Annotated in this window: 19 protein-coding genes; 11 read left to right on the plus strand and 8 right to left on the minus strand. The window is 57.1% G+C overall.

The window, feature by feature from the left end; translation table 11 throughout:
• The first annotated feature begins 31 nt into the window (after positions 1–31).
• Together AC5S16_RS03680 and AC5S16_RS03685 are read left to right on the plus strand one after the other, a co-directional pair.
• Complete coding sequence (locus tag AC5S16_RS03680) at positions 32–2,473, plus strand: ABC transporter permease (protein WP_493928672.1); 2,442 nt, start codon at positions 32–34, stop codon at positions 2,471–2,473.
• Positions 2,474–2,519: 46 nt separating this feature from the next.
• Positions 2,520–2,645 carry a hypothetical protein gene (locus AC5S16_RS03685; RefSeq protein ID WP_493928673.1) on the plus strand — a complete coding sequence of 42 codons (126 nt, stop codon included), beginning with the start codon at positions 2,520–2,522 and terminating at the stop codon, positions 2,643–2,645.
• 72 nt (positions 2,646–2,717) lie between these two features.
• Here the strand turns inward: AC5S16_RS03685 and AC5S16_RS03690 are convergent, their stop codons facing one another.
• Genes AC5S16_RS03690 through AC5S16_RS03710 form a run of 5 tightly spaced genes read right to left on the minus strand, consistent with a single transcriptional unit; the run spans position 2,718 to position 8,240 of the window.
• Positions 2,718–4,013 carry a lipopolysaccharide biosynthesis protein gene (locus AC5S16_RS03690; protein ID WP_493928674.1) on the minus strand — a complete coding sequence of 432 codons (1,296 nt, stop codon included), beginning with the start codon at positions 4,011–4,013 and terminating at the stop codon, positions 2,718–2,720.
• A gap of 18 nt (positions 4,014–4,031) precedes the next feature.
• The gene (locus AC5S16_RS03695; protein WP_493928675.1) at positions 4,032–5,147 is read right to left on the minus strand and encodes an endo-1,4-beta-xylanase; all 1,116 of its coding nucleotides are present in this window, start codon (positions 5,145–5,147) and stop codon (positions 4,032–4,034) included.
• A 29-nt stretch (positions 5,148–5,176) separates the two neighbouring features.
• Entirely contained in the window at positions 5,177–6,355 is a 1,179-nt protein-coding gene (locus AC5S16_RS03700; RefSeq protein WP_493928676.1) for a glycosyltransferase, read from the minus strand.
• Between the two features lie 5 nt (positions 6,356–6,360).
• Positions 6,361–7,185 (minus strand): WecB/TagA/CpsF family glycosyltransferase, encoded by an 825-nt coding sequence (locus AC5S16_RS03705; RefSeq protein WP_493928677.1) that lies wholly within the window; start codon positions 7,183–7,185, stop codon positions 6,361–6,363.
• Positions 7,186–7,208: 23 nt separating this feature from the next.
• Positions 7,209–8,240 carry a glycosyltransferase family 2 protein gene (locus AC5S16_RS03710; protein WP_493928678.1) on the minus strand — a complete coding sequence of 344 codons (1,032 nt, stop codon included), beginning with the start codon at positions 8,238–8,240 and terminating at the stop codon, positions 7,209–7,211.
• 363 nt (positions 8,241–8,603) lie between these two features.
• Between AC5S16_RS03710 and AC5S16_RS03715 the strand changes: the two genes are divergently transcribed.
• From AC5S16_RS03715 to AC5S16_RS03750, 8 genes are all read left to right on the plus strand, one after another.
• Positions 8,604–8,753, plus strand: coding sequence for a hypothetical protein (locus AC5S16_RS03715; RefSeq protein WP_493928679.1), 150 nt, complete (start codon positions 8,604–8,606; stop codon positions 8,751–8,753).
• A gap of 197 nt (positions 8,754–8,950) precedes the next feature.
• On the plus strand, positions 8,951–11,308 hold the full coding sequence (locus AC5S16_RS03720; RefSeq protein WP_493928680.1) for a GumC family protein: 2,358 nt from the start codon (positions 8,951–8,953) through the stop codon (positions 11,306–11,308).
• Positions 11,295–12,263 (plus strand): polysaccharide biosynthesis/export family protein, encoded by a 969-nt coding sequence (locus AC5S16_RS03725; RefSeq protein ID WP_493928681.1) that lies wholly within the window; start codon positions 11,295–11,297, stop codon positions 12,261–12,263. Before AC5S16_RS03720 ends, AC5S16_RS03725 begins: the two co-directional genes overlap by 14 nt.
• Before the next feature lies 1 nt (position 12,264).
• A complete protein-coding gene (locus AC5S16_RS03730; RefSeq protein ID WP_493928682.1) occupies positions 12,265–13,626 on the plus strand; it encodes an O-antigen ligase family protein in 1,362 nt (453 codons plus the stop codon).
• Between the two features lie 152 nt (positions 13,627–13,778).
• Complete coding sequence (locus tag AC5S16_RS03735; protein ID WP_493928683.1) at positions 13,779–14,969, plus strand: acyltransferase family protein; 1,191 nt, start codon at positions 13,779–13,781, stop codon at positions 14,967–14,969.
• Positions 14,970–15,154: 185 nt separating this feature from the next.
• Complete coding sequence (locus tag AC5S16_RS03740) at positions 15,155–16,159, plus strand: carboxypeptidase-like regulatory domain-containing protein (RefSeq protein ID WP_493928684.1); 1,005 nt, start codon at positions 15,155–15,157, stop codon at positions 16,157–16,159.
• A 159-nt stretch (positions 16,160–16,318) separates the two neighbouring features.
• The gene (locus AC5S16_RS03745) at positions 16,319–17,200 is read left to right on the plus strand and encodes a GAF domain-containing protein (protein WP_493928685.1); all 882 of its coding nucleotides are present in this window, start codon (positions 16,319–16,321) and stop codon (positions 17,198–17,200) included.
• Positions 17,201–17,291: 91 nt separating this feature from the next.
• Positions 17,292–18,809, plus strand: a complete 1,518-nt coding sequence (locus AC5S16_RS03750) for a sensor domain-containing diguanylate cyclase (RefSeq protein WP_493928686.1) — start codon at positions 17,292–17,294, stop codon at positions 18,807–18,809.
• Positions 18,810–18,827: 18 nt separating this feature from the next.
• On the opposite strand, the gene AC5S16_RS03755 is transcribed toward AC5S16_RS03750, so the two are convergent.
• A complete protein-coding gene (locus AC5S16_RS03755) occupies positions 18,828–20,039 on the minus strand; it encodes a carboxypeptidase-like regulatory domain-containing protein (RefSeq protein ID WP_493928687.1) in 1,212 nt (403 codons plus the stop codon).
• Positions 20,040–20,131: 92 nt separating this feature from the next.
• Between AC5S16_RS03755 and AC5S16_RS03760 the strand changes: the two genes are divergently transcribed.
• Positions 20,132–21,754: a hypothetical protein gene (locus tag AC5S16_RS03760; protein ID WP_493928688.1), complete on the plus strand. Its 1,623-nt coding sequence runs from the start codon at positions 20,132–20,134 to the stop codon at positions 21,752–21,754.
• Here the strand turns inward: AC5S16_RS03760 and AC5S16_RS03765 are convergent.
• Both AC5S16_RS03765 and AC5S16_RS03770 read right to left on the minus strand, forming a co-directional pair.
• Positions 21,738–22,421 (minus strand): RNA polymerase sigma factor, encoded by a 684-nt coding sequence (locus AC5S16_RS03765; protein ID WP_493928689.1) that lies wholly within the window; start codon positions 22,419–22,421, stop codon positions 21,738–21,740. The genes AC5S16_RS03760 and AC5S16_RS03765 overlap by 17 nt on opposite strands.
• Before the next feature lie 14 nt (positions 22,422–22,435).
• A complete protein-coding gene (locus AC5S16_RS03770) occupies positions 22,436–23,776 on the minus strand; it encodes a TolC family protein (protein WP_493928690.1) in 1,341 nt (446 codons plus the stop codon).
• Positions 23,777–23,850: the final 74 nt, after the last annotated feature.

Here is a 23,850-nt window from a genome sequence, read left to right on the forward strand (position 1 = left end):
GTGCAGACATAGACATATCGAGGTTTGAATCATGCATGCCCTTCTCCAGGATTTCCGCTTCTCAGTCCGTCAGCTGCGCAAGTCTCCCGGCTTCGCCCTGACCGCCATTCTCACACTGGCCCTCGGAGTAGGTGCAAACGTGGTCGTTTTCAGCGTGCTCAACACACTGGTGCTGCGACCGCTCGCGGTCCCCGACGCACACAACCTCTATCAGATCTCCCACCAGAAGGATGGCTGGGATAACCAGTCTTATCTGGATTACCTCGATTACCGTGACCGGAACACTACCTTCAGCGATATCGCTGCCTATAGTTTCTCTACTGCTGGCGTCAGCCGTCCCGCGTCAGGATCGCAGCAGGCAAAGCCTGTCGAGAGCCTGGGCTTTGAAGTCTCTGGAAATTACTTCGACCTGCTTGGCGTGCATCCCGAGCTTGGCCGATATTTCCATCAAACCGACGAGCATGGGCCTGGCTCGGCGCCATACGTCGTACTGAGCCATGGCTTCTGGCATGATCGCTTGAACAGCGACCCTAACGTCATCGGGTCCACCATCAATCTCGATAAGCATCCCTACACAATCGTCGGTATTGCTCCGGAAAGCTTTCATGGAACCGAGCTTCTGATGCGGCCTGATTTCTGGGTGCCCATGGTCAACGAGGAACAGCTTGAAGGCTACAGCTATCTGAATCAGCGTAGTAACCACCAGGTGTTCGCCGTCGGGAGGCTGAAGCCCGGCGCCACCCCGCAACAGGCCGCAGACAACCTCAACGCCATCGCAAAGCAGCTTTCCAGAACCTACCCGCAGGACGATGACGGCCTCGACGCCCGGCTGGTCAAACCCGGCCTGATGGGTGACGGCTTCGGCCGTCCGGCAAGGGCCTTCCTGCTGGGCCTGATGCTCATGGCCTTGCTGGTCCTGTTGGCATCCTGCGCCAACCTGGCCAGCGTCTTTGCCGCGCGCGCCGCAGACCGCAGCCGCGAGACCGCCATCCGCATGGCCATTGGTTCCGGCCGGTGGCCGATCATGCGTCAGCTGCTGGTCGAATCCATAACCGTCGCGCTGATCGGAGGAGCGGTAGGGATGGTCTTAGCCTCCTACCTGCTCCAGGCATTGAGCCGCTGGCAGCCTGTCGTGCAGGCGCCGGTTCACGTCATCGTTTCTCCTGATCCGACCGTCTACGTGGTCGCTTTCCTTCTCTCCCTCGGCAGCGGGATCTTCTTCGGACTGCTCCCTGTCCGCCAAAGCTGGCGCATCGACGCGGCCCAGGCCATGAAAAGTGGTTCTGCCGCAGTGGTCACATTCCGTCGCCTCACTCTTCGCGACATTCTGCTGGTAGTGCAGATCGCCGTCTGCACGCTGCTCGTCACTTCATCCTTTGTCGCCCTGCGCGGCATGGAGCGCTCCCTTCACGCAAACTTCGGGTTCAACCCGCAGGGAGTCACCATGGTGGACGCAGACCTGGGACTCGCCGGATACAGCAACCAGTCAGCGTTTCTCACGCAGAAACGCATGATCGAGGAAGCCGCGCGGATTCCCGGCGTGCGCTCGGTGGCCACGATTGACAACCTGCCGCTCGGCGCAACCAGCAATGACAACATCATCTTTCGCCAGGATGAGACCGACTTTCGATTCTCCAGCGCCGTTCTCGACGCTACGAGATTCGTCGTCTCTCCTGGATACATGCAAACTGCCGGAACGCCTCTTCTCGCTGGACGCGACTTCACCTGGCACGATGACGGGAATTCTCCGCACGTCGCTATCGTCAACGCAACCTTTGCCCGCATGATGTTCGGAAACAGCCCGGCCGTCGGACGGCACTTCCGGCATGACCAGAAAGACAGCTACGAAGTCATAGGCGTGGTGGAGGACGGAAAATATCGCTTCCTGACAGAAGACCAGCAGCCGGCGATGTTCTTACCGCTGGCCCAGCATGCGACAGCGCAGACATTCCTCGTGGTCCGCTCACAGGCGCCCACAGAAGTTGCGGCCGCGCTTCAGCGGCTTGTCAGCGGACTCGACTCCAACCTTCCCTTCACTATCCACAGCTGGCAGAATGAGCTGAACTTCGCTCTCTTTCCCTCGCGCATCGCTACTGCCGCACTCGGCGTTATGGGCCTGCTGGCTGCAATGCTCGCCGTCACTGGAATCTTCGGTATGGCTTCCTACAGCATAAGCAAACGCATGAAGGAGCTTGGCATCCGCATCGCTCTCGGCGCGCAGCCAATGCAGGTGATGCGCGCTGCGCTCCAACGGCCAGTCACGCTGCTCATAGGCGGCTCTGTCGCTGGATTGATTTTAGGAATGCTGGCCAGCGGAGTGCTCGCACACATCGTCTATGAGGCCACGCCGCGTGATCCTCTTGTGCTCGGCGGCGTAGTCCTTACCATGACGCTGCTGGGCATGCTTGCAACCTGGATTCCCGCGCACCGCGCGCAATCCGTCGACCCCGCACGCCTTCTGCGGGAAGAATAAGGATAGCGGCTGAAGTAGGCAAAGAGCGGGTGTCCCAGAGTCTGCCTTGAGCGATCCCCGTTTTCTGCCCTCGGCAGCCACAGCATGGGTGCCCCAGGTTCGCGAAGCTGACCTGGGAGGTTCGCATCAGGCAAATGTGAAGCTCATCAACGCTAACATTCACGCAGGGTAGGCGAGGGCTAAAGCCCTCGCAAAAAAAATGTCTGCATGAAATGGAAAGGGGCTTCAGCTCCTGAAGTAGCTTTCAGGCGGCCATCGGAATCTGGCTCTTCTTTTGCCGCTCACGCGCCAGCAGATACGACAGCACCAGCCAGCTCGAAAGCACCAGCGAGCTATCCGTCAGAAGGCTGGCAATCGCCGCGCCATGCCATGACCATCGCGGAATCAGCAGCGCATCAAGCAGCACGTTAGTCGCCGCCGCACCCAGTTGCGTCGCCGTGCGGTACCACTGCGGCGACGAGCCCGTAATCGCCGTGCCCCACGCATAGTGGAAGCTGCGGATCAGCGGCAGAAGACAGAGCCAGCGCAGCGCGCTGATCGAATCATTAAAGGATTTTCCCAGCACATGCGGCAGAATCGATGCGCCCGCAAACATGCCTACGGCCGCAAGAATGCCGTAGATGGTGGTTTTCGTCAGCAGCTTGCGCGCAAAGTCTGCTGCAGCCTGCACGCCCTTCGATCCTTCCTGAAAGAACTTCGGGAAGGCAGCGGTATAGAGGCCGTAGATAGGAGCTGTTGCAACATCGACAATGCGGTAAGCGGCAGAATAGATGCCGTTTGCCCGGCTCTCTCCGAGGCTCACAAGGAAGGTCTTGTCGATGTCGTTATAAACAGAGATCGAAGAATTCGAAAGCGAGAAGCTGAACCCGTCGCTGAGCTCGCGCCCCGTGATCCCCTTGAACTTCGGCCACCCGAGCAGCACCGTCACCATAATGAAGCTGATCACTCCCATCACCAGCGAGGCAATCCAGTAAATCCGTGTCCAGGTCAGCGCGGTAGGATGCGTGTGATAGTGGGTCGAATACAGAAACAACGCTCCTGCCGTGATCGCGCGGGCCACATAGACCATCGCGGTCAGCTTGGCCGTATACCGGAGCCGGCTGACGCCCTGAAAGGCGCGTGCGCCCACCTGCGCGATCTTGCCGCAGAGCGCATCGGAAACAGCAATGTAGGGTACAAGCGCCATCACTTCCGGATGCAGGAAGTAATGCCCGAAGCCCATCGAGATCACGATCACGGCAATGAAGCCGCACGTCGTAGCCAGCAGCGTCTTTCCCCACGCCGTAGCAAAGGTGTTCCGGTCGCGGCTCACATCGCGCACCATCACCATTTCCATGCCGAAGCTGCTGAAGTTGGTCAGCACCTGAATGAATGCGGCAACACCGACAAATGCGCCGTATTCCTTGCTGCCCAGGGTGCGGCCAATCAGAATGAAGTAGGCGGCCTGGAAAAGGAGTTGAACACCCTGGCCCGATATCATCCAGAGAGAATTCTTCTTGAGCCCAGGCTCGTTCGTCTCTATTTTTTTCTTGGCTTCCATATCGCTAACGAGGCCGCTTTAGCGGCAAATCTGATGCAGAGCATCGGCAACCGCGCTGTAAGCCAGCTTCGGCTGCATATTGTCGTCGAGCAGTCCGGGACGGTGACGCCCTCCATCTCCGCGCGTGTACTGGGGAGTATGGAGATAGTCCATCCAGTTTACTTTGTCCCATGCCGTCCAGAAAATGATCTGCTTGGCGCCGGATGCCGGAATGACCTTTGTCAGGTAATTAAAGTAATAGTTGGCGACCGCCTGGTCGCGCTGTTGCGGCTGCCCGGCAACCTGGTTGTCGTTGATGTCGATCTCCGTGAACAACACTTGCAGCCCCAGATCGTGAATGCTCTTCAGGAAGCGCTCATAGGAGGCGCCGCCAATGGGAATGCCTGCATCCATGTGCGACTCGATACCCACCGCCTGAATCGGCACGCCGCGCTTGACCAGCTGCTGGATCATGCTCAGCGTCAGCTGGCGCGTCTTCTCATCATTCGGAGAGTCCTGCTCCACGTGATGCACATTCAGCACCCGCAGCGCCTTGGAATCCGCCTGCGCCGCGGTATGGAAAGCAATGTCGATGTACTCCGGCCCGAGCAGATCAAGCCATATGCCCTTGTAGAGCCCATCCGGACGTCCCATCCAGAGGGCGAACGGCTCATTCACCACATCCCACGAATCGATCTTGCCTGCATACCGCCCCATCACTTTCGTGATGTGGTCCGCCAGTGCCTGGCGCGCATTTTGCTTGTTCAGAGCACTGTTCATCCAGCCCGGATTGCTCGCATTCCAGCAGAGGTTGTGTCCGTGGAAGAGCATGTTGTTCTGCTGCGCGAAATTCACCATCCAGTCCGCATCGGTGAAGTTATATGTCTGCTGATTGGGGCGCAGCCTCGTCCACTTCAGTTCATTGCCTGCTGTAAGCAGGTTGAAGTTCGTGGTGACAAATTTCGCCATTCCCGGCTGCTGCAGCCATGACCGTTCGGCCTGGGTTCCGACACGCATCCCGCACGGCGTCCCATATGATTTCAAAGGAGCGGTCGGCTTAAAACCTGCGGTCGGACCCGCAGCAGGCACCGTCTGCGCGAGCGCTGTGTGAGCGGCAGCAGCAGCGCTCAGCGAGAGAAACTTTCTCCGATTCATACTTCTGGTCAATCCCCTAAAAAATAACGTCAGGCATTCTGCAAATGGTTCACCAGGGATTCAGCAGAAGGTTCCAATCTGCCGCCCGGACAATACCGTTCGTAATGTTCTTCCAGCAGACGAGTCTGATTGTTCAGATCGAATGCCCGTTCCACCCACTTGCGGCCTGCTTTGCTTGCGCGCCGCCACTGCTCATCGTCTTCAAGAAAGAGCGAAATATATTCAGCCAGAGCTTCTTCGTTCTTCTCCGGAGCAAGCAGTCCGCCTTCCCCGTGAATCACAGCTTCGGGAATGCCGCCCGTGGCAAAACTCACCACCGGTACTCCCATGGCCTGCGCTTCGAGAAATACGATGCCGAGCCCTTCTGCATCGCCGCCCTTCGCTACGATGCTGGGAACGCAAAACACGCGGCTGCGGTTCAGCCACTGCTTGATCGATTGCGAAGACTGGATGCCGAGAAACTCGCACCGCTTGAGCAGCTGGCTCGCAGCAGCCTGGAGTTCCGCGCGCAGCGGACCGTCGCCAATCACCACCAGCCGCGCTTCGGGAAACTTCGCTTCAATCCGCGCCATCGCACGCAGCAGATGAATGCAGCCTTTCTTCTCGACAAAGCGCCCGACAAAAAGAACGATCGGTTCGCGCTTGACCGCAGGATCCGGAGCAAATGCCTTCAGGTTGATCCCGATGTAATGCGTGAGCAACTTCTCTCCCGGATATCCGCGTGCAATGGCCTGTTGCCGGATGAACTCCGAGATACAGAAGAAGCATGTCGCCGTTTCCCAGAGTTGTTTCTTCCGGGAAAGGTATACCCGGCCCAGAAAAGACTTTTGCAGCGTGCTCTCATCGGTCGTCACATCGTAGCCGTGCAGCGTAACAAACAGCGGAATATGCAGCTGCTTCGCGATGGGAAGAAACGTGCACGCATCGAGAGCAAAATGCGCGTGCGCCAGAACCGGGTTGCGCGCGGCCAGAGTATGCGCAAACTTCGCGGCTCCGCCCAGCGTCCGGTATGTCTTCCGGCGCAGCTTGTCCATGAAGGAATTGCCGGACGCAAAGGTCACAGCGTCAGCCGGGAGCTCAAGGCTCCTCTTCAGCTTTTCCCATCCGGCGTAGACAGGAGCGTGATTCTGCATGGCTCCTGCCTGTGCAACGATGAAGGTCTCCGATGGAGGCAACAGCTCGTTGCGATAAATCAGAACATTTCGCATTCAGTCTATCCGCCGACTCGTTCAAAACTGAACCGCTGCCGCAGCACAATGTACAGGAACGTCACGTTGCCCAGGAGGTATCTCTTCCAGAGCCGTTTAGGTTCGGAAACCAGACGGAAAAGCCATTCCATTCCCGACTGCTGCATCCAGAGCGGCGCGCGCCGGAGCATCCCTGCCTGCGTATCAAATGAAGAGCCCACAGACATGGCAAGTCCCACAGGAAGCTCCATGCAGTTCTTCCACGCCCATATCTCCTGCTTCGGCGCGCCAAACGCCACCAGCAGCAGGTCAGGAGCAGCCTCGGTGATCTGCTGCTTGATGCGCGCGACTTCCTCGGGGTTTTTCTCAAACCCTAACGGCGGGCAGTACGTGCCGGCCACCTTCAGTCCGGGATACTTTCCCGTAAGTGTCTCCGCAGCTTTCTCAGCAGCGCCCGGCAGACCGCCGAGAAAGAAGACACTGTGGCCGTGCTCTGCACATGCGCCGCAGAGCCGCTCCATCAGATCGCAGCCGGCGACACGCTCCGGAACAGGTGTTCCCAGGATGCGCGAAGCGAGAACAATCGATGCTCCGTCAGGAACAGAGAGTGCAGCAGCGCGGCATGCCATGCGGAAAATCGCGTCCTTCTCCGCCAGCGTTACATGCTGTGCATTGGGAGTAACAATCAGTCCAGGTGTTCTCAGGTGTTTCTTCTTGAGATACTCCACCACCCACTTCACTGATTCTTCAAACGTGACCCTATGGACCGGAAGCGAGCCGATCTGGATTTCCTGCAGGGCGCCAACATTTACATGGTCCCCAAGATTTCTTTGGAGAACGGATGATGCCATATGTGCGTCCTCATGGCGCGAGCTTAACGCTCGAGCACAAAGTTATTGTGTAGCTGGTCCGTAGTATCTGCTCTTTTCGGCCAGAGCTTGTCTCGCCTCTGATGAAAGAGCTTTGGATCTACACCGTTCGTAATAACTCCAGGCAGGAACTCGTCGCGAAGACGACCAAAAAAATAACCGGGGGAAGCGGAAACTGCCCTAAGAAACGCGAAACCGGCTTTGGCATAGTTCTTCTCTGCGAGAGCCATATTCAAGCTGCGCAGATGCACCTTTGCCTGGAATCCGCGGCGCGGAAACAGTTCTTCCAGATGCGGGACGACTGTTTCAAACGATTCTGCATCGCGTTTCTCTAACATAGAAATTAAAAGATATTGAATATAGAGAACATTCAACATCTGCTTCTCAAGATTTCTTGAGCTCACGCTCGCCGTGTTCTGGCGGAAACCCAGCAGAACCTCCGGGATGCAGTGAATATCATGTGCAAGCGCCATGCGCCACCAGAGGTCGGCATCTTCCACGTGCATGTCCGATCGATAGCCTCCCACAGCCAGCGTCTTCTCTACATTGAGAACAACGCTCGGATGGCAGATCGACAACAATCGCCCCGACTCAACCAGCGCGCGTAATTCACGCGGCGTGCCGCGCGTCGCGCGGAAGATCCCCACGCTCGATTCACGCGGATAGTACTCAGCCATCGAGTAGAACATCCCCGCATCGGGATTGCGCGAAACATATTCAAGCAGCCGCTCGATGCGATTCGGATAGGAAATGTCATCCGCATCCTGGCGCACCAGCCATGGTGTGCTTACTTCGCGCAGCATGCGGTTCAGCGTTGCCGTGAGACCCGCATTCGGCTGGACCACAATCTTCAAACGAGGATCGCGAACCGTTTCGAGATAAGCCAGGCTATCGTCTGTAGCGCCATCGACAATGGCAAGAATTTCAAAATCTTTAACAGACTGAGACAGCAGACTCTCGACCGTTTCCGGAAGAAACGGCATCGCGTTATATACGGGTATACCAACCGTAAGCGGAACTGCTTTGCTGGGGGGCAATGCGTTCTCCCTTCACCGGAATTTAAAGTTCACGCATCCTGCTTGCTACGCTTCCCGCACAGCAGGCGTTGTGCTTCTTTAACCAAGGACTGTCTAATTCTTTGAAAACTGCAAGGTTATTGTGGAGGGCTACACTACGATTCTTGTTGGTTTAATGTTTCGCGACTGAGTTTAACGAAAGAATCGCTTTAATTAGATGATACCTTGCAAAGCATATCTTTGGGAATACCCATGTAAGAGTAATTGGTAAATTTTTATCGGCAGGGCTTCTATTTTCATAGAGTTAAAGTAACTCACATTGGTTGCCTGCTATAGGGCTTTATAGTTCGAAAATTAGAATCTCTTGGTCCACAGCAACTAATTATGGTATACAAGTGTCATACGTACATGTACTCGCTGAATCAGCCCTATGCCCTGCGCAACGATCACGATTCTGTAGTCGTTGAAGCCAACCCTCAAGGCGATGGTACAGCGTACGACAGCAATCGTGTAATTCACATCGTTGCAGGCTGACAGGCTCATCCGGAAAAGATTCCGGCTCAGGTCAGAAAGCTTCACGGATCCACTAGAGAATCCGAAAGTCACTTAAACAAAACAAATCTGCCGAAGGTTGTTAGCACAGCATGAGATGACTGCGGGGCCGTCGTGTAATAGCCGCGCAACCATGAACTTGCAGCATGTGAGAAGACTCCTTCATGAGGTTAGATAGCTTGAATTCTCAAATTGTCAGGACGATAGACTCGCCCCGCGCCCTGGAGATCGCGCCCAAGGACGCTTCTGTGAGTGACTGGTTTCATTTGCTTCGCCGCCGGCGGAAAATCATTCTCTACACGCTGCTAACCTTCCTTGTGCTGGTCACTATCAAGGCCATCATCACCACCCCCAGGTACCAGGCAACCGGTGAAATCCAGATTCAGAAGGAAGCCTCGAGCGCGCTCGGCCCCCTTGAGGGCGGAGACAGCTCCTCGGCAGGAGCCGGCAATTCTGCCGATGCTCTCGACTACAACATCACCCTGCAGACGCAGGTCGGCATTCTTCAGTCCGATACCCTCGCCCTCGGCGTCGTCAAGGAACTGAACCTCGAGCCGACAGAAGACTTCTTCCCGCAGAAGAAGAAGCTCTTCACGATTCCCTCGTGGGTCTTCTTCTGGAAGAAGCCGCTTGAGCCGTTGTCCGTGCCCCTCGACCAGGCGCCGAACCGCCGCGAAGTGACCCTTAAGATCTTCGAGAAAAACCTCAAGATCCAGCCCGTCTCCGGCACTCGTCTGATCGACATCAGCTACAAGAACACCGATCCCAAGACCGCCGCCGAAGTTGTGAACCGCATCATCAATTCGTTCATGGAATACAGCTTCCAGACGCGGTTGACAGCTACTTCGCAGAGCACCGCGTGGCTCGGCCAGCAGCTTGGCGACCTCAAGAAGCAGACCCAGGATCTCGAAACCAACGCCATCAACCTGCAGCGTCAGACCGGCATGTTCGGCGAAGGCGAAGATCACAACATGGTGCTCGCCCGCCTGAAGGACCTCAACGAAACCTACACCACCGCCGAGTCCAACCGCATCGTCAAGGAAGCGATCTGGCGCGCGGTGCAGAACGGCGGTGCTGAGTCCATCTCCGGACTGGGCGGCGTTCCGGGAGCAACTGCCCCGCCTGCCAACACCATGGCGCTTCTGCAGAACCTCCGCTCGCAGGAAGCGACTCTGCGCGCCCAGGTAGCCGACGACGAGACCAAATACGGCTCTTCTTATCCGAAGCTTGCTCAGGCCAAGGCTCAGCTCGCTGACGTGCAGACCGCGATCCAGCAGGAAACACAGCGCATTTCTGACCGCGCAAAGAACGACTATCAGATTGCCGCGAAGTCCGAAAACGACGCCAAGGCCGCCTATGAGCAGCAGAAGGATACGGCGACCCAGCTGAACGACAAGGTCATTGCCTATGAGCTGGCAAAGGAAGAGGCTGACAAGAGCCGCGAGCTCTATGAAGGACTGCTCGGCAAGCTGAAGCAGGCGGACCTGCTCGAAGGCCTGCGCTCTTCGAATATCTCCGTCGTCAACCCGGCGCGCGTGCCGTCTTCGAACAAACCGAAGTCGCCGAACCTTCCGCTGTACTATGCGGCCGGCATTGCCGGTGGCCTCTTCTTCGGAATCGGCGCTGCCGTCATTGTCGATTTCCGCGACAAAACCTACCGCACCATCGATGAGGTCGAGAGCGATCTTGGCCACATTCTCATGGGAGAAATGCCCGCCTTCGATCGCAAGGATGCGACCACCGGCGTGCTCATCGGCAATCAGGGCCAGAAGATACTCGGCATAGGAGGCAGCAAGGCCGCTGCTGTAAAGGGCAACCGCCTCCCGGTCGAGAAATATATCTACTCGCTTGAGTATCCGGGCTCGGCATTCGCCGAATCAGTCCGTCATCTCCGGACTGTCCTTTCGCTGTCGCGCACCGGCCCGCCGCCGAACGTGCTCCTCGTCACCAGCTCTACCAGTGACGAAGGCAAGACCACGCTCAGCCTGAACCTCGCCGCGGCTTACGCCAAGCAGGGCGCCCGCGTTCTGCTGGTCAATGGCGATCTCCGCAAGCGCGGTCTCGACAAGCGTCTTGGGCTCACCGACAGCATCGGTCTCTCCGAAGTGCTTTCGAACAAGTCCGAGCCCATCTACTATGCGTCCAAGGACGAGCCGAATCTCACCATGCTCTTCGGCGGCGCCGTGCCTCCCTTCCCCGCTGAGCTGCTCGGCTCCGAGCGCATGCGCGAGCTCGTCAACAAATGGCGCCGTGAATACGACACCGTCATCATTGACAGCCCGCCGGTCCTTCCGGTGACGGATGCGATCCTGCTCTCGCAGATTGCCGACGCAAGCCTCCTGGTCGTGCGCCACGGCGTTACGCCAAGAGAGTCGGTGCAGCGCAGCTATCGCCTGCTCAAGCAGCAGCTCCCGGCCAAGGCAGTTCTGGGAGTTGTCATGAACGCGATCCCCGAAGGAGCGACGAGGTACTACGCCTACTATGGCGAACAGGCAGATCTGAAGGTAGAAAGGACAAGAAACAATGTCGCGAACTAAACTGCGCATTTTTGGTCTTACGCGTGGTGTATCTTCTTTCCTTCTGATTGCCCTGCTTGCGCTTGCTGGACTGGCGCACGCCCAACAGCAGCAGCCGCAACAGGTAGCAGCAGCCGGAACAGATGCATCGAAGGAGAGCCTCACCATCAATCCAGGAGACCTGGTGCACGTCTCCGTCTTCGGCGAGCCCGATCTCGATCAGAAGGCGCGCGTGAATGATTCAGGCGTCGTCTCGCTCTCGATGATCGGCCCGGTGAAGGTTGCCGGCCTTACTCCGTTCGAGGCATCGCGCATGCTGCGTGAGAAGTACATCTCCGGTGACTTCCTCAAGAACCCGCAGGTTTCCGTGCTGGTCGAGGAATACTCGGTTGAGAATGTCTCCGTGCTGGGCGAAGTCACCAAGCCGGGCGCATACCCGATCGTAACGCCGAGAAACCTCCTCGATGTGGTCGCCATGGCTGGCGGTCTCACCGCGGTTGCCGACCGCCACATTACCGTGGAGCGGAAGAACAATCCGTCGCAGCGCACGACCGTCTTCATTCCGAATGACTCGTCGACAGCCCTCGATCATGCCGTGCTGGTCTATCCTGGGGATGTTGTCCTCATTCCCAAGGCCCCTATCGTGTATGTACTCGGCGATGTAGCGCGCCCGGGTGGGTATCCGATGTCGATTGATACGCAGATCACCGTGCTGCAATCCATCGCTGCTGCAGGCGGCACCGCCAAGACCGCAGCCGAAGGCCGCGCCCGTCTGATCCGCCGTACCGGCGACAACCCCAACGGTTACACTGAGCAGCAGTTCTCGCTCAAGGATATGCAGAAGGGCAAACTCGCCGACATGCAGCTGCAGCCGAATGATATCGTCTATGTCCCCTTCAGCTGGGGCAAGAACATCGCCATCGGTGCCAGCTCGATCATTTCATCAACCAGCGGAGCAGCGGTCTACCACCAGTAGCATGGCGAATCAACATACTATTTATTCCGCCAATACCGGCTATTTCGATGGGCGGCTTCTCGAACGCGATGTCGCGGACCACAAGCGTGACCTGTGGTTTGAGAAAGCCGCCTGCTCCGTCATCTTTGCCTTCTACGGCATGTCGGGCTTCATTCCGCTCGTCGGCTCGAACCAGGCGGTCGACCCCGCCATTCAGACCGCCCCCAGCGGCGCTGCTGCCGCCATTGGCATCGGCTCGCAGGCGCTCATTGGCCTGCTTGTCTGCCTGCTCCTGATGCGCCGGTTTCATCACGTCGTAAAATCCGTGTCTACCGTGCACTGGGCAGGAATCTTCTCGATTCTCGCAGTAGTCTCGGCCGCATGGTCGCAGGACCCCGCGATTACGCTGCGGCGCGGAATTCCCTTTCTGCTCTCGACAGCCTTCGCGCTCTATTTCGCCACTCGCTTCGACTTGAAAGAGCAGCTGGAGATCCTCTGGGGCGTGATGGTCGTGCTGGCCTTTGCTTCCGTGGTGATCTGCATTCTCGATCCGGCCTATGGGCACGACGCGTCGCCCGGCCACGAGAATGACTGGCGCGGCGTCTTCACGCAGAAGAATGCCTGCGGGCGTGCCATGGCCTTCGCCATCGGTATGACTCTCGCGCGTGGCCGCATCAATCTCTGGCGAGGGCTCTCATTGCTGCTCTTCCTCGGCCTGCTCGCCATGAGTGGTTCGCGCAGCTTCTGGATGGTGGGCTTGAGCGTCTTTGCGCTGGCCGCATTGTTCGGCTTCCTCAAGCGCCATGACATGCCCAGCCGTACCATTCTTGTTTCCATGTCGATTGCGCTGGCCGTCATAACCATTGCCCTGATCGCAATGTTTTCCGCCGACATCCTCAACCTGATCGGGCGCGACGCTACGCTCACAGGCCGCTCCGACATCTGGCGCGAAGTGTGGCATGCCATTCTCAAGCGCCCCATGCTCGGCTACGGTTACGCCGCCTTCTGGATCGGAATGAAGGGTGAGGCCTTCAATGTCTTCACCATGATCGGCTTCGTCGTCCTGCACGCGCACAACGGCTTTCTCGAAGTGTTGCTTGAAGTCGGCGGCATCGGCCTTGCAATTTTCCTCCTCAGCTACCTGCGCGCCGTTCAGAGAGCATGGAAAGTAATTCACTCAAAATACATTCAACAGGCGCTCTGGCCGATGCTCATTCTGTATTTGAGCATTGTCAGCAACATGGATGAAAATTCCCTGCTTATCTACAATGGAATTTTCTGGGTTCTCTATGTCACGGCTCTAGTCAATCTGGAGCTGCTGCAGAGCCGGCTTCCCGCTGGAGCACAGACGCGCGAATTGGGCGGACCTCTGGTTCACACATAGGGCAAAACCAGGGTTACGTGTCCTGTCGCAGGAAGTGCAAGGTTGCTGCTCCCTGCTGGTCGCGTCAATTTGAGGACAGTGGCTTCGGGGGTACATCGACTCTGATTTTGCTGTAAGCTGTCTCTCGCTGTATCCACAATCGGAGGAAAGTAATGTCCACCACAAGGACAGCGCCCGGTTTTCCGGGCGTCAAAAAAGCTGCTGACGATCGCTTTTATCGTCCTGAACTGGATGTGCTTCGCTTCGCCGCATTCCTGTGTGTCTTTGTCGACCACAGCATTCCCAATGTCATTCTCAACTCCGCGAGCAGCTTCGGCCTGCGCCTCGCCATGGCCATCAAGGACGCCGGTAACTTCGGCGTCTGCATCTTCTTTCTGCTGAGCTCATACCTCATCACCGAGCTGCTGCGCCGCGAACAGATCAAGACTGGCACCGTCCATCTCAAGTCGTTTTACCTGCGCCGCATCCTGCGCATCTGGCCGCTCTATTTCGCCATCCTCATCGCCTACCTCATCCTTGGAAAGCTTCATTCCAACTTCAGCATGGAGCCGGGCCGCACCGTCGCCAACCTACTGCTCGTAGGCAACTGGTATATCTTTTTCCATCCCTACATCACCACTCCGCTGCGCGCGCTCTGGAGCATCTCGGTCGAAGAGCAGTTCTATCTCACCTGGCCTTCGATCGCCAAGTTCGGCGGCCTGCGCTGGGTCGCCATTCTCTCCGGCTGCCTGATTCTCATCTCCATGATGACCATCGGCCTCGTCACCTCGCGCCGCATCGATCTGCCCGTGACTGTATGGGTCAACAGCTTCGTGCAGTTCCAGTTCTTCGCCCTCGGTGCGCTGCTCGCGATTTATCTCGGCGGTGGAACGCTGAAGCTGAACCGCCTCAGCCGTATCGCGGCGTTCATCTTTGGCATCGCCTGCTGGCTTACGGCAAGCGGTTTCTTTCTCATCAAGCGCCCCGGTGCCGACCCTTCCCTGCCCTCCATGATCGGCGGCTACGAAATGGCAGCCATCGGCGCGGTGCTGATCTTCATTTCCGTCCTCGGCATCAAGCCTGATGGCCTTCCCCGTTCCCTGATTTATCTTGGAAAAATCTCCTACGGCCTTTACGTCTTCCATGAAACCGGCTTCACCGTCGCCGACAATCTTGAAAAGATCGAGCGTAAGCTGTTCGCTTTCGTCACTGCGCCCGGTTTCCAGACCCCTCTCTTCGTCATCAACAAGACAATAGCCCTGGCCGCCACCATAGCGCTGGCGATGCTCTCCTACCGCTACCTCGAAACCCCCTTCCTGAACCTCAAGAAAAAGTTCACTTTCGTCCAGTCACGAAACGTTTAGGTTCTTCGCCTCGATAACATCTGGGGTGCTCATTTTCAATAGGATAGTAATCACTGAATAGCACCCTTCATGGAATGTATTTTTTTGTAAAGATGCAACCTGTAATTAACACTTTTTGCACCCAATTACGCTCATCCGCAGTCAAATACACAGAGCATCTGCTATGGGGAGCGCCTTGCGCCACAATGCGCATGAAACTGTCACTGTACACCTTGGTAATTTCTGCGTTTGTCGTATGTGCAGCGGCAGGCCAGCAGATTTCTGCGCCTGAACCACAACCAGGAACCATCGTAGGCACGGTCATCGATGTCAGGAACGATGTCGTTCCCAACGCAAGTATTGCCATTGCAGGAACTGACTCGGGCGACCAGCGCACCATCACCGCCAACGATAACGGTTTCTTCACCCTCGACCACGTCAAATCAGGAACACCGTATCACCTCACCATAAGTGCTCCCGGCTTCAAAAGCTGGCTCTCCGACACGATCACCCTCACGCCGGGTCAGTATCTCGACCTGTCCGGAGTGAAGCTCCAGATCGCCGTTGAAGTCACTACTGTAGCCGCGGTGCTCAGCCCCGAGGAGATCGCAACCGAACAGGTTCACGTAGCCGAGAAGCAGCGCGTCCTTGGAATCATCCCCAATTTCTACGTTACTTATGACAAGGATCCTGTCCCGCTCACCACGAAGCTGAAGTTTCAGCTCGCCATGAGGACCATGACCGATCCCGTCACCTTCGCCGGTGCGGCCTTCATCGCGGGCATCGATCAGGCAGGAGATACGCCGGCTTACCAACAGGGACTCAAAGGCTATGGCCAGCGCTTCGGCGCCAACTACGCAAATGGCCTGACCGACATCCTGATCGGCGGAGCTATTCTGCCCTCGATCCTCCATCAGGATCCGCGCTATTTCTATCAGGGCACCGGGACCAACAAATCGCGCGTTATCCACGCCCTCTCTACGCCGATTATTTGCCGGGGAGACAATGGGCGCAAGCAGATAAACTTCTCCAGCCTTGGCGGTTATTTCGCCTCCGGACTCCTTGCCGACACCTACTATCCTGAAAAGGACCGCGGCCCTGGCCTGATCCTCGGCACCGCTGGAATCGACATCGCCGCCAACATGGCCAATGGATTGATACAGGAGTTCCTCCTGCGCAAGTTCACGCCATCGGCCAAGAACAAAAAATAGCCCGGATTCCTGCTTGTTTTTATAACTGCTGACAACTGAGTTACTATATTCCCTGGTATTCGGGTAGACATCTGTGCTCGTCTCCAGCGCTTAAAATCGCATCTTTAGCGCTCCGGAGCATCAAAAGCTCATATGCGGTCATAGGGAAAAGGAGGCTGTTTGGCCACCCAAGGTCCCCAGTTCCGGACAGCGCAGGAAGAACCGCAGTACCGCGCGACTCATCTACGCGCCCGCTCTCCATTGCCGGCCGATACCGGCCTCGAAATCACCGAACTTCACCCGGATAGCTCCTTTGCCCGCAGGCCTGTGCGTCCGCGAGATGTTGCCATCATTCCTGAAGGCATGCGCCGCGTGGCCCATGCTCTCGTCGAGCGGCCGGACACCATCCTGCAAACGCTGGTCGAAACTGCCGTCGAACTCTGCGGCGCTGACAGTTCTGCCATCAGCCTCGAAAGAGAAGACCGGACTGAAGACGCGTACTACCACTGGGTCGCCGTCGCCGGTCGCTATTCCGGCATGTACAACGCCATCTTCCCGCATCATCCTACCGGATGCGCCATCTGCCTTGAGCGCGGGCGCCCGCAGCATGTCCGCGCCTTCAAGCGCTATTTTGACCTCCTTAGCGTCACGGCCCTCCCCGTAACCGACGGCCTCATGTTCCCCTGGCAGACCGAGGAAAATCGCGGCACCATCTACATCCTCGCCCATGACCGCGAAGAAGCCTTCGACCAGGGCGATCTCCGCATCATCGAGATCCTCGCCGATTTCGCCGCCATCGGAGTACGTCAGCTCCGCCAGCAGAAGCTGCTGGTCAAGCAGGCCGGACTGATCGCCGAGGCATCCATGGCCAACAAGCTCGCGCACCGCATCAACAATCCCCTGCAGAGCCTCATCAATGTCCTCTACCTTGCATCGGAAGGACATTATGGTGAATCCGCAAAGCTCGTAGGAGGCCAGGCCCTGGGCGATCTCGAACGCCTGTCTTCTCTGGTAAGAGAGCTCCTGAGCCTGCCCCACCAGAAATCGCACCAAAACAAATAAGTCCAGAACAAATAAGTCTTGATGCGATAGCTGCGCACTTGTCCTCCCTTCACCTCGCAAAGCAAAATAACCGAAGCGGGAATGCATGGCCATGATTCGCATCACACGCACCGTGGGCAATCATCCTGAAGCAGTGGGAATTGCCGGCGCTATCGCCGCTCTGGCTGTCATCCTGCTGCCGTTCCTGTTCATGCTCTCCAGCCGCAAGGCCGCTCTTGACCACGCGCGCGAAGTCTCAGAGAATTTCAGTTCGATTATGGCGCTCGACCTTGAGCGCGCCATCAGCCTCTATGACACCCAGTTGCAGGTGATTGTTCATAACGCAGAAGACCCCAGGACCTGGAAGCTGCCTGCGGATATTCGGGACCGGCTGCTCTTCCGTAACTACCCGGCGGACGCATATGTCGACGGTCAATTCATTCTGGGCCCAGCCGGACAGGTGCTTGCTTCGAAGCACATCGGCAAGGTCAGCCGGGAGCTCGTGCTGAGTGATCGCACATATTTTCTCGCCCACCAGAACAATCCGTCGTTGGGCTTGTTCGTCTCCCATCCCTTCCGTTCCAGGGTCAGCGGCGCCAAGCCGTCTATCGCAATGACGCGGCGCATCAATCGACCGGACGGCTCCTTCGGCGGCATTGCTTTCTTCCAGATACGCCTCGAGTTTGCGCAGAGGCTCTTCGACCGGATCAACACTGAGGCAACCGGCGGCGTGGTGATTATTCTTGATGACGGCACAATCCTCGCGCGCAAACCATATTCCGACAAAGATGTGGGCGCGAGCATCGCGAACCTTCCCGTCTTCAAGAAAAACATCGCAAATCCGAACAGTTCCGCCATCGGCATTGGCATCGATGGCGTCACGCGCCTGTTCACGTACAGGCATATTCCTGACTATCCACTCATCGCCATCGTCGCGCCATCCGTGGACGAGGTCATGGCAGAGTGGCGCAGGCAGAACCGCATCACCACAAGCGTAGCGGTAGCATTCGGCGTAGTGCTTGCAACAGGATCATGGCTGCTCGCCTATACGCTGCGTGACAAACTGCGCGCGCAGGACGAGCTCGCGCGCCTCGCAACTACCGATCCGCTCACGAAGCTGAGCAACCGCCGCCTCCTCGAAGAGCGCCTCCGCCAGGAGTGGGGACGCGCCCGCCGTGAACGCAGCTTTCTCTCCATCCTGTTCATCGACGTCGACCGCTTCAAGCTTTTCAATGATACCTACGGCCATGCAGCCGGAGACGAAGTGCTCGCAAAAGTAGCGGAGTGCATTGCATCATCTGCGCGCCGCTCCATCGATGTCGTCGCCCGTTACGGCGGTGAAGAGTTCACCGCCGTCTTCCCTGACATGGACCATGAAGGCGCAGTGCGGCTCGCCGAATCCATTCGCAGCAGCGTACAAACTCTTGGCATCCCGCACCAGGGCAGCGACATTGGCGTTGTCACCGTAAGCATAGGCTGCGCGACAGGCCGCCCTAGTGACGCAACCGCCGAAAAACTGCTGGCTGCCGCCGATGAGCAGCTCTATCGAGCCAAATCCTCAGGCCGCAATCAGGTCCAATCCATCGTCATCGCAGAAACACCGCAGGAGAACGTAGTCTCCCCGGCTTAAGTGGGATAATGCCCGGCACTAAGGATTAATCTGCGCTCTACTGCTCGGAGCCTTCTCCGGAACAGTTACCGCGAGCCCGGACACATCTCCATCTACATGAAGCGCCTGGTCGGCGGCCCCATAGCTGTGCGAGGAATGTGTATGGATAGTTGATGGCGGAACAGTCCCGGAAGGATTCGGGATCTCCTCATATTCGACGTCAGCCGCATCCGTTATGCGAAGAATATAGTCCCCTTCAGGAACAAAGCTGAAGGCAAAGCCGCTGTCATCCCTGGAAAGCTTTGTGCTGAGCGCCTCGGTCTTGTCGTCAGCATAAAGTAAAGCGACTTTGCCTCCATTGACCGTGTGGCCGTCGCTTGCAGTAATCGCGCCACGGACGTTATGCAGTTTGCTGATGGGGATCCGGATGTCTTCTCCTCTTCTTTCCTCACCCTGCTTAAGAGAAAACGCTGTTCCATCCTTCTCCCGCCAGCTGGCCCCGGAATAAACAGGGAGCGTATAGCCTGGTTCCGTGGAGAAGCCGTTGCTGCCGTTGCTGCTGAATTCATAGGTCATTTTGGATAGAGTGATATCTACTTTGACCAGATAATCGAGCGCGGGGAGGCCGCTGAATCGGTATGCACCCTGATCATCTGTTCTACCCGCCGCTTCGTATGGGCCGAAATATGCCAGGACCCACTTGTCTTTCTTCCGGACCAGAAGCTCCACATCAAGTCCCGCTGCAGGGCTGCCGTCATCGAAGAGAATCGTCCCGCTGACCGCAGCGCCGCGTTCGAGCCTGATCTCGACTGAAGCCGGTAAATTGGCCTGTACCGTGATGCGCGGCACTGCTTTGGCGATCTCTTCCTTAAGCGTGTCATCGGGTTTCTGAAGGTCCGACGGAGAAGCCCCGAGCGCCGCAAACGGCGAGATATATCCCGGCTCAGAAGCGATCACATAGTACATTCCGGGCGCGACACGCGGTATGGTGAAGCTGCCGTCAAGCAGCGTCTTGACCCCGGGAACATAAGTTGCCGAGGTTTCGCGCTTGCCTGCCCGCGAAGCGCCGCCCGCTTCAGCAGCGACAGGCTGCAGCATCACCGTAGCCATGCGCGCAGGCATGTTGGTGTCAGCACAGTAAACGTGGCCGGAGACGGTAGTCGTCGGAGTTTTCTCCGGCGCTCCTTGTTGCGCGAAACCAATCGCCGGACACGCAGCGAGCAGAAGCAGCCATGCAGTATGGGCTTTCATATGGGATCACAGAACAGCGCAGCCAGTATAAATCCCTGTCTCCGATTCTTGAATCGGCGCTAAAATACGGGAATTCCCCCAGGGACAATCTCTTGCGAACGCGAATCATACTCGCCTGCGTTCTCATTCTGGCGCAAAACAGCACTGCGCAGGAGGAACATGCGCACGCCGGTGGCGAACGATTGGGAACGGTGCACTTTTCGAGCTCCTGCAATCAGCAGGCGCAGGACGAGCTCAACCATGCAGTGGCCCTCCTGCACTCCTTCGAGTTCAGCAACGCGATCACAAGATTCAACGCAGCACTAAGCAACGATGCAACCTGCGGCATCGCATACTGGGGCATCGCTCTGAGCCAGTGGAGTAACCCGTTCGCTTCCGGGCTCAAGGACAAGAGCCAGTTGCAGGCAGGGCGTGCAACCGTTGAACAGGGAGAGAAAACCGGAGTAAAGACAGAACGCGAGCGCGACTACATTCGAGCGGTTGCCGCTCTATACACAAACAGTGAGAACACCTCGCAGCGCGGGCGTTTGATCGCCTATCGCGACCGCATGGATGCGCTCGCAGCCAAATACCCCACCGACCATGAAGCACAGATCTTCTATGCTCTGGCCATCGCTGCCTCCGAAGATCCGGCAGATAAAACCTATGCCGGACGGTTCAAAGCTGGGGCCATTCTCGAAAAATTGTTCGCAGAAGAGCCGGATCATCCCGGGCTCGCGCACTACATTATCCATACCTACGATGTTCCACCGCTCGCGCCGCGCGCGCTGCTCGCCGCACAACGTTATTCTGAAATAGCCCCCGATGCCCCGCACGCGCTGCACATGCCTTCTCACACTTTTACGCGGATTGGTTACTGGCAGGATTCCATCAACAGCAATCTTCGCGCTGCCGCCTCCGCAAAGCGCGCAGGCGAGACCGCGGAAGAGCTGCACGCCAGCGACTACGAGGCATACGCCTATCTGCAGACCGGCCAGGATGAGGCAGCTCTCCGTATCCTCAATTCTTTGCCCGAGATCGCATCGCGTTTCGATCCCGAAAAAATCATCGGCGGCGCAGCTGGCCCGTCTGTCGGCTACTTTGCCCTGGCCGCCATCCCGGCGCGTTACGCACTTGAGCGCGGAGACTGGAAGCAGGCCGCCCAGCTCTCACTACACAACACTCCGTTCCCGTATACCGAAGCGATGACCTGGTTCGCCTGCGGTTTAGGCGCAGCTCGAACAGGGGAAAACAAACCCGCCTATGCCGCCGCAGATCAACTGAAAAAAATCCGTGAGCAGCTCTTGAAGTCCGGAGAAAACTATTGGGCACTGCAGGTGCAGATCCAGGAGGCGGAGGTCCGGGCATGGGCCATGCTCGCCGAAGGCAGAAAAGACGAAGCGCTCCGTTCCATGGAGTCAGCAGCAGCGCTCGAAGATGGAACTGAGAAGAGCGCCATCACACCCGGCCCGCTGGCCCCGGCGCACGAACTCTATGGCGAGATGCTGCTGCAGGCCAATCAGCCCGCCCTCGCGCTGGCACAATTTGAAGCAACACTCAAGAAAGAGCCGCGACGTTTCCGCTCGCTCTATGGAGCCGGCCATGCAGCTCAACTGGCCAACCGCCGCGATCTCAGCCAGAGTTATTTTCGCGAGCTGCTCAAGACATGCGAGCAAGGTGACAAGCCAGGCAGAACAGAATTGATCGAAGCAAACCGCATTATTTCCCAGACCTGAATTGCTCTTGGCCAATCACATTTTTCCTGCAGCCGATTTGACGGAAGTCAATACGACTTTCGTCCCGCATCGAGGCATTTGCTGATTTATCGATCCGTTCGCGAATCCTTTTTCTTGCTCTTAGAACTCTGCTTTTGACTGCGGCAATGCTGATTCCCAATCTTATCGAGGCCTCGATACTGGTGTATTCGTGGACACATCGTAAGATAAAGGCCGACCTCAATGTTCCGGGAAGTCGATTAATCTCGCTCTCTAAATAATTCGCCTGTTCGGCCCGCGCCCATTGCTGTTCCGGATTGAGTCCAGGCTCAACCAGATCCACTATGAATCGATCCTCATCCTCATCCGGAGTGGGACGCATACACGAGATAACGTCGCTGTGTCTCCTCCGCAGGCACATCAGAGCCTGGTTCACAGCAATCTGCGTTAGCCACGTTTTGAACTTCGAACTTCCACGAAAGCTCCCGAGATTTCGATATGCACGAATGAAAGTCTCCTGCGTCTGATCTTCCGCGTCCTCGCGAATCTTTGTGATCCTGAAAATCGTGCGGAAAACCAAATGCTCATGCTGCTGAACCAGCTCGTCAAATGCAGTCATGTCGCCAGCTGTCGCGCGCTCTACAAGCAGGCGATCCGGATCACTGTCATAAATTTTCAGCTCATTCATTTTGAGATTCCTTGCTATCGCGGCATCTGTCCAATCGTCCGTTTTACTTCGTTCTGCGCAAGAGAAAGCCCCAGGGTGGCCTCGATGAACGACGCACGAGCCTCTGTGGACTGCGCATGAGCCTTGATCTTTTCTGAAAGCAGAAGGGCGCTCTGCTCGAACTGTTGATCCGCCACCCGCGCAGCCTCCGTTCGCAGGTCCATAACATTACGGGCAACACCCAGCATCCCTTCGATCCGCTCCACCTTGTCGTATGCGGCATTCACTTGCACCTCGAGCTCATCGTTGAGTCTCTTCAGGTTCAACTCGGCTTCGTTCAATAATGTTTGCGAGTGACGAATCTCCTCGTTTCTCTTCCCTCCGTCAAAAAGGTCATAGGTCAGGCTGACACCGAAAGTGCCGAAGTTATGAACCAGCAGCGGCACTCCGCTCTGGTAGCTGTACCTGGCAAGTCCGGTGACGTCGGGGATATACGCCTCCTTTGCTGCCGTCACACCGGCTTGTGCCTTTAGCACTGCCTGGCGTGCGGCAAGTATCTCCGGGCTCCTGTCTTTTGCAATGCGCAAGCCATCAGCGCGCGATGGCATATCAACAGAAGACGATGGAGCAGCATCATCAAGTTTCAGCTGCGTGCCGATCGGAAGCCCAAGCAAGTTCTCGAGATTAAGGGTCAGATCATCGATTTCGAGTTTTTCCGTCAGTACGGACTGCTTCGCGTTTAACCATGCAGCATGGCTTTCCAATTCGGCCACTTCCAGCGCAGCGCCCCTGTTAACGTCGTCCTGGCTTTCCTTGTCTTTCTGTTCGGCAGCTTGCATCTGGCCTTCCGCAGCCTGCTGCTTCAGCTGCGCGATTAGAATTCCGTAATAGACCTGACGCACTTTCAACGCAATCTCATCCTGCGCCTGCGTCAATTTGATTTTCGCCGTCTCTACATCAGCCGCCGCGGCGCGATTGGATGCGCGAATCTTGAACATCTGGGTGATGGGCTGCGCCAGTCCGGTCCCGCTGGTATAAGTAGTCAATTCTCCCTGATCGATAGTCAGCGAGCGTCCCGGAATGGGTCCGGTCGCAGCCGGGTTTCCAAATGCGCCCGCCGGAATTGTGACGCCTGCAAGTTCCGTAAGGTGCAGCAGAGTCGACTCGTTCTTGATCTGCGGAAAGTAGGCCGCTCGCGCAATCTTCTTCTGATGTTCGCTGTCAGTAACATTCAGTTCGGCAAGCTGCAGGATATGGTTGTTCTTCAGCGCCATATCAATAGCATCAGGGAGCGTCAGCGTTACTTCATTGGTGGTCTGAGCCGTCAGCACAAGTGAGTTCGCATACAGTCCGACCACCGCTGACAACAGCAGCACGATCCGCGATCTCACTCGTACACCCCTGGTTTCCAACCCCATATCTGATTTCCTTAACCGAAAAACTGCCGGCA

This window comes from Acidobacterium sp. FHG110202_01 (assembly GCF_059115305.1).

What these genes read in the sequence shown, in the direction of transcription:
- AC5S16_RS03680 (WP_493928672.1), top strand. Translation starts at nt 32, where the DNA reads ATGCATGCCCTTCTCCAGGATTTCCGCTTCTCAGTCCGTCAGCTGCGC.
- AC5S16_RS03690 (WP_493928674.1), bottom strand. Translation starts at nt 4,013, where the DNA reads ATGGAAGCCAAGAAAAAAATAGAGACGAACGAGCCTGGGCTCAAGAAG.
- AC5S16_RS03695 (WP_493928675.1), bottom strand. Translation starts at nt 5,147, where the DNA reads ATGAATCGGAGAAAGTTTCTCTCGCTGAGCGCTGCTGCTGCCGCTCAC.
- AC5S16_RS03700 (WP_493928676.1), bottom strand. Translation starts at nt 6,355, where the DNA reads ATGCGAAATGTTCTGATTTATCGCAACGAGCTGTTGCCTCCATCGGAG.
- AC5S16_RS03705 (WP_493928677.1), bottom strand. Translation starts at nt 7,185, where the DNA reads ATGGCATCATCCGTTCTCCAAAGAAATCTTGGGGACCATGTAAATGTT.
- AC5S16_RS03715 (WP_493928679.1), top strand. Translation starts at nt 8,604, where the DNA reads ATGGTATACAAGTGTCATACGTACATGTACTCGCTGAATCAGCCCTAT.
- AC5S16_RS03725 (WP_493928681.1), top strand. Translation starts at nt 11,295, where the DNA reads ATGTCGCGAACTAAACTGCGCATTTTTGGTCTTACGCGTGGTGTATCT.
- AC5S16_RS03730 (WP_493928682.1), top strand. Translation starts at nt 12,265, where the DNA reads ATGGCGAATCAACATACTATTTATTCCGCCAATACCGGCTATTTCGAT.
- AC5S16_RS03735 (WP_493928683.1), top strand. Translation starts at nt 13,779, where the DNA reads ATGTCCACCACAAGGACAGCGCCCGGTTTTCCGGGCGTCAAAAAAGCT.
- AC5S16_RS03740 (WP_493928684.1), top strand. Translation starts at nt 15,155, where the DNA reads ATGCGCATGAAACTGTCACTGTACACCTTGGTAATTTCTGCGTTTGTC.
- AC5S16_RS03750 (WP_493928686.1), top strand. Translation starts at nt 17,292, where the DNA reads ATGATTCGCATCACACGCACCGTGGGCAATCATCCTGAAGCAGTGGGA.
- AC5S16_RS03755 (WP_493928687.1), bottom strand. Translation starts at nt 20,039, where the DNA reads ATGAAAGCCCATACTGCATGGCTGCTTCTGCTCGCTGCGTGTCCGGCG.
- AC5S16_RS03765 (WP_493928689.1), bottom strand. Translation starts at nt 22,421, where the DNA reads ATGAATGAGCTGAAAATTTATGACAGTGATCCGGATCGCCTGCTTGTA.